Source organism: Pedococcus sp. P1_H8 (assembly GCF_056405175.1).
Window position 1 is genome coordinate 1 of the sequence record NZ_JBFUCP010000069.1, and the last position, 601, is coordinate 601.

Genomic DNA, 601 nt, shown 5'->3' on the forward strand with positions numbered 1-601 from the left:
CGTCAAGCTCGGCCAGCTGATGGCGTCGTCGCCGGGCGTTTTTCCGGCACCGCTCGCGAACGCCTGCCTGCGCTGCCTCGACGACGTGCCGCCGGTCTCCGCCCGGGCCGCGAGGTCTGTGATCGAGTCGGACCTCGGCCGTCCCGTCGAGGCCCTGTTCACCGAGTTCGACGACACCCCGCTCGCGGCGGCGTCGGTGGCCCAGGTGCACGCCTGCGTGCTGCCCGACGGCCGGCAGGCGGTGATCAAGGTGCAACGACCGGGCATCTACCACCGGATGCTGGTGGACCTGCGGACCGCGTACTGGGGCGCCCGGCTGCTGGAGCGGCTCAGCGAGTTCTTCCGCATCGCAAACGCCACCGCCATCGTCCGGGACCTGCACCGCGCCACCATGACCGAGCTGAACAGCGCGGTCGAGGCGGACCGGCAGACCCGCTTCCGGACGGCCCTGTGGTCGTTCGGTGACAACCATGGGGTGACCGCGCCGGAGGTGTACTGGGAGTACTGCGGCCCGCACGTGATCTGCATGGAACGCATGCACGGCACGCCGCTCGACCGGATCGACCCCGGCGAACGCCCCGACAGCCAGATGCTGATCCGG

At 70.9% G+C, this 601-nt stretch carries 1 protein-coding gene; it reads left to right on the top strand.

Annotation, left to right across the window (positions count from 1 at the left end):
* Positions 1 to 601 (top strand): ABC1 kinase family protein (locus AC1DYG_RS18870; RefSeq protein ID WP_477641403.1); only part of this gene is annotated, 601 nt, incomplete at both ends.